10 protein-coding genes are annotated in these 8,403 nt (G+C 64.9%); all 10 read left to right on the top strand.

The window, feature by feature from the left end; genetic code table 11:
- The first annotated feature begins 89 nt into the window (after positions 1-89).
- The 10 genes from KH616_RS17250 to KH616_RS17295 all read left to right on the top strand — a co-directional run bounded on the left by KH616_RS17250 (position 90) and on the right by KH616_RS17295 (position 8,348).
- Positions 90-704 (top strand): tail fiber assembly protein, encoded by a 615-nt coding sequence (locus tag KH616_RS17250; RefSeq protein ID WP_292248567.1) that lies wholly within the window; start codon positions 90-92, stop codon positions 702-704.
- Positions 705-782: 78 nt separating this feature from the next.
- The gene (locus tag KH616_RS17255; protein WP_292248570.1) at positions 783-1,952 is read left to right on the top strand and encodes a phage tail sheath family protein; all 1,170 of its coding nucleotides are present in this window, start codon (positions 783-785) and stop codon (positions 1,950-1,952) included.
- A 10-nt stretch (positions 1,953-1,962) separates the two neighbouring features.
- Positions 1,963-2,466, top strand: coding sequence for a phage major tail tube protein (locus KH616_RS17260; RefSeq protein ID WP_292248573.1), 504 nt, complete (start codon positions 1,963-1,965; stop codon positions 2,464-2,466).
- Positions 2,467-2,552: 86 nt separating this feature from the next.
- On the top strand, positions 2,553-2,855 hold the full coding sequence (locus KH616_RS17265) for a phage tail assembly protein (protein WP_292248576.1): 303 nt from the start codon (positions 2,553-2,555) through the stop codon (positions 2,853-2,855).
- Positions 2,856-2,935: 80 nt separating this feature from the next.
- On the top strand, positions 2,936-5,359 hold the full coding sequence (locus tag KH616_RS17270; protein WP_292248578.1) for a phage tail tape measure protein: 2,424 nt from the start codon (positions 2,936-2,938) through the stop codon (positions 5,357-5,359).
- Between the two features lie 11 nt (positions 5,360-5,370).
- Positions 5,371-6,249, top strand: coding sequence for a phage tail protein (locus tag KH616_RS17275; protein WP_292248581.1), 879 nt, complete (start codon positions 5,371-5,373; stop codon positions 6,247-6,249).
- Positions 6,224-6,430 carry a tail protein X gene (locus KH616_RS17280; protein ID WP_292248584.1) on the top strand — a complete coding sequence of 69 codons (207 nt, stop codon included), beginning with the start codon at positions 6,224-6,226 and terminating at the stop codon, positions 6,428-6,430. Before KH616_RS17275 ends, KH616_RS17280 begins: the two co-directional genes overlap by 26 nt.
- A 9-nt stretch (positions 6,431-6,439) precedes the next feature.
- Complete coding sequence (locus KH616_RS17285; RefSeq protein WP_292248586.1) at positions 6,440-7,489, top strand: contractile injection system protein, VgrG/Pvc8 family; 1,050 nt, start codon at positions 6,440-6,442, stop codon at positions 7,487-7,489.
- Between the two features lie 77 nt (positions 7,490-7,566).
- Entirely contained in the window at positions 7,567-7,851 is a 285-nt protein-coding gene (locus KH616_RS17290; RefSeq protein ID WP_292248588.1) for a holin, read from the top strand.
- A gap of 2 nt (positions 7,852-7,853) precedes the next feature.
- On the top strand, positions 7,854-8,348 hold the full coding sequence (locus tag KH616_RS17295; protein ID WP_292248590.1) for a glycoside hydrolase family 104 protein: 495 nt from the start codon (positions 7,854-7,856) through the stop codon (positions 8,346-8,348).
- Positions 8,349-8,403 lie beyond the last annotated feature (55 nt).

Below are 8,403 nucleotides of genomic sequence, written 5' to 3' on the forward strand. Positions count from 1 at the left end.
GCTATCTGGTTCCTGCGTTCTGCACGCTTGAACCGTTGCCCGAGCGGCCGCTGCGTACCTGGCCGTTCTGGCGTGACGAGAAGTGGGAAATGCTGCCGGATTATCGCGGCGTGCGTCTGTATCACACTTCAACCGGCGAGCCGGCCGAAGTTCTCGTTGCCGGTGTGCGGCCCGACGACGTTGGCTTGACGGAGACTCCGCGGCCGTCCGACGAGTATGTGTGGGGCGATGGGGCATGGGTTGTCGCCCCTGCTGTTGTTGCGGAGAAAGCACGCGAAGCCGCGATGCGCGAGTTTCTCGGGCGAATGGAGCGGGCGCGTCAGCAGAATTTCGGCAAGTCGGATGCACGCGTGACAGGCAAGCTGTCGGACATTGAAGAGGCGATGTTCGACGCGTGGGCCGAGTATCAGGTCGCGCTCGTCCGCGTGGTGGATCTGCCGACGTTCCCGAACGGGGCCGAGTGGCCGGCGGAGCCTGATCCGGCTGCGGTGCTTGCCAGAGTCGAGGCGGCCCGTGCGGAGAAAGCCGCTCGCGAGGCGATCGAGGCAGCGCGCGAAGCTGAAGAAGCCGCGCGTCGCGACAAGCTTGTCAATCACGATGATGGCGCGAATGGAGCGGACGCCGATGCGGATGCTGCATTGTCTGTCGATGACAGCACCCGGAAGGGCCAGTTTGAGCCGTCCGCCGTGGCCGACGCAAAGTAACTTTCCCGGCGCATCTGTGCGCCGCTCCGTTTCGTAAGCCGCTCCTTCGAGCGGCTTTTTTAATTTCTGGAGGTCCGCATGGGAGCGACTTCGTTTTATCACGGCATCACGACGACCATTGTCGACAGCGGCCCGCGCACGATCGCGGTGCCGTCGTCGTCGGTCGTCGGCCTGACCGATACGTACAGGCCCGGCGAAGATCTGGTGCAACCGAACGTCCCGGTGCAGCTGACGAGTTATCGCGAGGCAGTGCAGGCGTTCGGCGAAAGTAGTGCGGTCGCGCGCGCGGCCCGCGCCATCTATGCGCAGAGCAGCGCTGTCGTCGTCGCAGTCGGCGTGCCGTTCATACCCAATCCGGAGCAGCTCGCGTCCGAGGTCATCGGCGGTGTGACGGCGACCGGCACCCGCACCGGCATGCAGGCGCTGCTCGATGCAAAGTCGCGCTTCAACGCGCAGCCGCGTCTGCTGATCGCGCCGGGCCATACCGCAAGGTCGTCGGTGGCGACGGCGGCAGATTCGCTCGCCGGAAAACTGCGTGCGATCGCCGTGATCGACGGGCCGGACGTCCACGACGAGGTAGCGATTGCATATTCGAGGCATTTCGGCAGCAAGCGGCTTTACATGGTGGATCCGGGCGCGAAGGTGTGGGATACGGCGTCGAACGAGGAGATCGATCTGCCGGCATCGGCATTCGCGGCGGGTCTGTTCTGTCAGACCGACGCGAAGATCGGCTTCTGGGCGTCGCCGTCGAACAAGGAAATCGTCGGGATCACGGGCACCGGCCGACCGATCGAATACCTCGACGGCGACGAGACGTGCCGCGCGAACCTGCTCAACAACGCGAAGATCGCCACGATCATTCGCGACGGCGGTTATCGCCTGTGGGGGAACCGCACGCTGTCGTCCGATCCGAAATGGAAGTTCGTCACGCGCGTACGGACGCTCGACATCGTCATGGACGCGGTCCAGGCCGGCCACAAGTGGGCGGTCGATCGCGGCATCACGGCGACATACGTCAGCGACGTGACGGAGGGGCTGCGGGCGTTCATGCGCGACCTGAAGCGTCAGGGCGCACTGATCAACTTCGAGGTCTACCCGGATCCGGAGCTGAACACGGCGAGTCAGCTCGAGGACGGCAGGGTGTACTGGAATATTCGCTTCACGGATGTCCCGCCGGCCGAAAACCCGATTTTCCGCTTCGAGGTCACGAACCAGTGGCTGACCGAAGTGCTCGATAACCAGATCTGAGGGAAGGGCGATGATTCCGGAAACTTTGTACGGCTGCAACGCGTTTGTCGACGGCCGGGGATATGCGGGGTGCGCGACGAGCGTGACGCCGCCGAAGCTGAAGCTCAAGACGGACGACTACCGCGCGGCCGGCATGGACGCGGCGGTCAAGGTGGACCAGGGGATGGAGGCGCTCGAAGCGTCGTTCGCGATGGGGACGATGGAGTACGACGTGCTGAAGTTCTTCGGGCTGGTCGATGAGGGCGCGTTCAACGGCGTGTTTCGTGCGGTATTCAAGGATCGCAGCGGCAAGTCGAAGAACGTCACCGTGTATCTGCGCGGCCTGCTGTATGAAGTCGATCCGGGTGAATGGAAGCCCGGTGAAAAGGTCGATGCGAAATTCAACGTGTCGTGCGACTACTACAAGCTGGAGATCGACGGCGCGATCGTGCACGAGATCGATGTTTTCGCGTGCCGGCGCGTGATCAACGGTGTGGATCAGCTCGCAGCGGTTCGCAAGGGACTCGGCATGTAACCGTCGTTCGACGGCCACGCAGCGACGCTGCTTTCTTCAATCAATGGCGAGCCGACGGCTCGCCATTTTTCATTTCGGGAACCGCAATGGAAAAGGTCACGGTCAAGCTCGACTATCCGATCACTCTCAACGGCGTCGAGTGCGACACCTTCACGATGCGCCGGCCAAAGGTGCGCGATATGCGCGGTGCACAGAAGCTCGCGCCGAACGATGCCGAGGAACAGGAGCTGATCCTGTTCGCATCCCTCGCCGACATTGCGCCGAGCGATCTCGACGCGATGGACATGGCCGATTACGAGCGCGTGCAGGACGCCTACTACTCTTTTCGATCCGTACGCAAAGCTGGACCGAAAGACCCTCAAGGCGCTGGCGAATCGCCTGGTGCGTGAATTCGGCATGTCGCCGACGTCGATCGACGCGATGACGGTCGACGACATGCTCTGGTGGTTGACGGACTGAAGGAGCCGGGATGGCGAAAGACCTTGCACTTGGCATCGTGATCGGCGGAGCCGTGTCGGCGACGTTCGGAAAGGCGATCGCCGACACGTCGACGAAAATCGACGCGATGAAGAAGCGGGCGAACGATGCGCGGCTCTGGCAGCGCCAGATCGGCGAGACGATGCGCCTGCAGGATGAATTCCGCCGGCTGCACCTGAGTGGCGACGGTGCGGCGGACGGTATCCGCCGCAAGCTGGACGGCAACCTGAAGGCGCTGCGGGATGCCGGCATCGAGGTCGACCGGCTCGAACGCGCCTATGCGCGGCTCGGCCGGACGACGCGAGGGCTGGATCTACAGGCGTCCGGATACGAGCGGCTGGCAGCCGGTCAACAGGCCGGGCGCGGTGTCATCGGCGATGCCATGAAGCTGACGGCGGCGGTTGCGGTGCCGGCGACGATCGCAGCGAACTACGAGGCGATCATTCGCGATATCGCGATCAAGGCCGGCATCGCGCGCACGCAGGCGGAGACCGCAATGGCATCGCGTATCCGGCGTGACGCCGCGGCGAACGGCATCGGCCGCAACGAGCTGGCCGATTCGATCAATCAGATGGTCGCGGGCGGGATGGATCTGAGGCGGGCGCTCAACTTCGCGCCGCTGGTCGCGCAATTCTCGATCGGTCAGGGCGCGACGACGGTCGAGACCGCGAAGATGATCCAGGCGCTGCAGCAGAACGCGGGGATTGCGGACCCGCGCCAGATGGCGAGCGCATTGGAGGCGATCGCGTATCTCGGCAAGGAAGGGTCGTTCGAATCCGTCGACATGGCGCGATGGTTTCCGGTGCTGCTGGCCGAGATGAAGAAGCTCGGTATCACGGGGCTGGACTCCGTGACGCAGCTCGGGGCCATGCTCCAGGTGCAGATGAAAACAGCGGGCAGCTCCGACGAAGCGGCGAACAACCTGAAGAACTGGTTTTCAAAGATCGGTTCCGGAGAGACGGAACGCAACTACGCGAAGGCCGGCGTCGACTATCAGTCCAAGATGCGTGAGGCGATCGGCAAGGGCTGGTCGACTTTGGAGGCGTCGTTCGTCCTCGCCCGCGCGTACATCGAGCATGTCGATCCGGAGAAGGCGAAGCAGCTTTCGGTAGCGGCGAAGCAGTTCAATGCGGAAATGGATCCGGCCAGGCGCGAGGCGCAGATGGCCGCGTTCGCCGAGACGATGAAGACCGGCGACCTGTTCAACGACATGCAGGTCAAGGCCGCACTGACCGCATACATGCAGAACGCGGAGCTGTACACGAATCTGAAACGCAACGCGCAGCAGGCGAGCGGCGAGATCCAGCGGGATCTGGAGGCCCGTCGCGAGACGTCCACGCAGATCTGGCGCGAGGTCGGCCAGCAATGGGACGACGCGATGCGCAGCATCGGGGACGCGCTGCGCCCGATTACGGATCGCGTCGGCGAAAGCGCCAAGGCGCTCGGCAGCGGTATCCGGTCTGTTGCAGAGAGTGCACCGAAGGCGACGGCTGCCGTCGTCGGCGTGGCGGGCGCAGTCCTGGCACTGCGCGGCGCAAAGGCACTTTGGAACATGGGCCGAGGCGTGATCGACATCGCGCGCGGCGCCGTGCTCGCTCGAGGCGGTCGAGCGGCTGCCGGGCGTGCCGGCGGCGCTGGCCGGGTCGGATCGGCGCTCGATGCGCTCGGCGGCGCTGCGGGAGCTGCTGGCGGGGTACAGCGCGTGTTCGTCGTCAATATGCCCGGCGGTGGCGCCAGCGGGGGCGGCTCCGGGGATCTGCTCAGCGGTGGGCGTCCCGCACGTCGAGCGGCGGCCCGGGGCGGACGGATCGGGCGAATCTTCAATGCGGGCCGGACGCTGTTCGGTCGGGTTGCTCCGTACGCCGGAAAACTCGCCGTGGCCGGCACGGTGCTGAAGCTCGGTCTCGCGGCGCGCGAAGCCTACGCCGTCGCGTCGAGCACCGACACGAACACGCAAAAGGCGAACCGGTTCGCGGGGATAGCGGGCAGCGTTGCCGGTGGCGTGATGGGCGCGAAGGTCGGCGCAATGATCGGTGCGCTGGGTGGGCCGATCGGGGCGGCGGTTCTCGGTGTGATCGGTGGCGCAGTCGGCACATTTGCCGGCGACAAGGTGTTCGGTGCGGTGTCACGGAAGGTGCTGGATCGCAAGTCGGATGAGCCGCCCGCGAACGTCGCCGCGCTTGCGAAAGCGAAGGCGCTTGTGGCGCAGGGTGCAGCTGCCGGCACTCGGCCGGGGCCGCGTATCGAGCAAACCAACACGTTCGCGCCGGTTTTCCACGTGAAGCTCGAGGCGAGCGATGCCGATGCGGCCAACCGGTTCCTTGCGCAGGTCAGTCCGGTTTTGACGCGAATGATGGATGAGCACCAACGAAAGGCGAACAGTCGAACGGCAATGTTCGATGCGCCGCATATGTAAGGGAGAGCGCGATGGAAGTGATTCGGCAGATCACGGGCGCGGCGACGCAGGCGGGCATTGCGACCGAACGCGTGCGCCAGGTGGTCAGGGTATTCGATCGAAACCGCGCGGCGAGCATGTCGACGGTCGACGTGCTGCAGCGTCTCGCGACCGGCAATCTGAGCAGCGCGGCCGAGTTGCTGACGGGCGCGTCGGGCGCGCTGTCGGTGGCCGGCGATCTGTTCCCGCAGGTCGGCACGGTGCTGCGCAGCTTCAATGCGACGCAGGCGTCGATCGGCTCGATTCTGAAGACCATCGACGGATCGAATTTCCCGCTGGTGCGGGCCGCCGCCGACAGTGTGAAGTCGGCGCTCGGCGGGGCGTGGATTCAATTCAACGCTGCAGTCGGCATCAAGGATTCGGCGGTGCTCAGCGTGATCCAGTCGACGGGCGTCGGATCGATGCTGTCCGGCCTGGTTGACGGAGCGACGTCGAGTACGCCGCACCTGATGTCGATGACGACCGACGCGGGGGATGCGTTCCATTTCAACCTGTCGACGGCCGCATACGACAAGCTGCGTCGGGCGACGCGGTATCGCGTCGCATCGCAGGAACGCCTGAACCGTCGAGAGGCGCTGCAGGCGGTCAGCGAAGGGGGCGAGACGATCACGCTGTCGGGTGTCGTGTTCCCGGCGCTCGGCGCCGGCACGAAGCAGATCAACCGTCTGCGCGATATCGGCGGACGCATGAAGCCCGTGCACCTGATGACAGGCGACGGCGACGTGCTCGGCCGCTGGTATCTGCAGAGCATCGAGGAAGAACAGGACGCGCTGCTCGTGGACGGCTTGCCGCGCAAGCAAACATTCTCGGTGGAGTTTGGCCGCTATGGCGAAGACTTTAAGAACGTCTGACGGCGACGCGCTCGACACGCTGTGCTTCCGCTTCTACGGGACATTGCAGGGCACCGTCGAGGCCGTGTACGACGCGAATCCGGGGCTCGCGGCACGACCGCAGCCGTTCCCTGCAGGCGTCGAGATCCTGATGCCGGATCTCGAGGCGCCGCGTGCCGAAGTGATCCGGCTCTGGACATAGCGAGGTGCGATGGAAGCGATATTTCAGATCATCGCGAATGGCGCGGACGTGACCGAGATCATTCAGGACCGGGTGCTTGAAATCCGGTCGGTCGACAAACCGGGCCTGGACGCCGACGAGTGCACGATCACGCTGGACGATCGCGACGGCCGGATCGCGTTTCCGCCGAAGGGCGCGACGTTGAAGGTGTCGGTCGGCTGGGAGGGGCAGGGACTGTCGATGCTCGGCGAGTATGCCGTCGACGATGTCGGCGTGCGTGGCCCGCCGGCCAGCGTCGTGATCCGGGGCAAGCCGGCGAACATGCGTGCGACATCGAAGACGCAGCGATACGGCAGCTGGTCGAATGCAAAGCTGGCCGACATCGTCGGCGATGTTGCGCGACGTAACAAGTGGTCGGCCGCGTGCGACGTCGATGTCGTCGTGCCGCGCATCGACCAGTTCGGCGAGAGCGATCTGCACTTCATCACGCGTGTTGCGCGGCAGTACGGTGCGACGGCGACGGTCAAGACCGGCAAGCTGATCGTGTTGCCGCGCGGCGGAGGCAGGAGCGCGAGCGGGAAACCGCTGCCGGTCGTGACGCTCACGCCCGATGCGCTGATCGACTATGACATCAACTTTCCTGACCGCGCCAGCTTTGCCGCTGTCCGAACGAAGGTGCACGATCGCAAGACCGGGAAGAAGATCGACCTCACGATTCCGAATCCCGACGCCCCGCCAGGCGCGTCCGCGGTGCATACCGAGCGTCACGTATTCGCGAGCCCCGAGGCCGCAAAGGCGGGCGCGACGTCGAGATTGAAGACGCTCAATCGCCATACGTCGGTGAGCCGGCTCACGATGCGCGGCAGGGCGGATCTGTCGGCGGAAAAGGCGATCGCGCTGAAGGGGTTCAAGGCCGGCGTCGACGGCGAGTTTCTGATCGAGTCGGTCGAGCATACGGTCGCATCGCGCGGATGGATCACGGTCGTTACATTGAATGGAGGAAACAAGGGGAAAGCGAAGGTCGGGCACGGGAAGAAGCCGGGCAGGAAAATCAATCTGGTGGTGCCGGCGCCGAAGTAACGCGTCACGCACCGTATTGGCAGGCCGCTCACGGGCAACCGGGGCGGCCTTTGTTTTTATCGGGCGAAGGGGAACCGATGCAAGACCACGAAAAGACGATTCTGGAGCTGGTCATCATGGGCGCATTGATTGGTATCGCGAAGGTGCTGGTCGGCGGGGAACAATTGACGTTTCGGCTCGTGGCCGGCCGGGCGATGCTGGGATCGGCAACGTCGATGATGGCCGGGATCGCGCTGCTGCAGATTCCGGATCTGCCGCCGATCGCTTTGCTCGGCGTCGGGAGTGCACTCGGCATTGCCGGGTCGCAGTATCTCGAAGCGCTGCTGCGCCGGAAGGCGACGCGATTGTTTGGGGGGAAGTGACGATGGCGCGAATCAGTGTTGCCGCCGCCGGCGGAAAGAACCGGGTGGCGTTCCTCGACGCCATCGCCGTGAGCGAGATCGGCTCGGCGCTGCTGGCGAAGTCGGACGATGGTTACAACGTCCTGGTGGGTTCGACGCCGTCGCGGCCGCTGCTGTTCTCCTGTTACGCGGCGCATCCGAACGTACTCAATCGGCAGATCCGGTTTCCGTCGACGGCGGCCGGCCGTTACCAGATCCTCGCGCGCTGGTGGCGGATCTATCAGGCGCAGATGAAGCTGCCGGACTTCGGGCCGGTGTCGCAGGATCGGTACGCGCTGCGGCAGCTGCGCGAACACGGCGCTTTGCCATTGATCGACGCAGGACGGTTTCGCGAAGCGATCGCGAAGGTGTCGAATGTGTGGGCCAGCCTGCCGGGGGCCGGGTATGGCCAGCATGAGCACGACATCGAGCATGTGCTGGCCGCGTACCGCGCGGCCGGCGGGGAGGCGATCGCATGACATGGATCGATCCGCGTATCTGGCTGCTGGTCATCGCCGGCCTCGTCGGCGGCTC

Source organism: Burkholderia sp., assembly GCF_018375725.1.
Classification (GTDB): Bacteria; Pseudomonadota; Gammaproteobacteria; order Burkholderiales; family Burkholderiaceae; genus Burkholderia.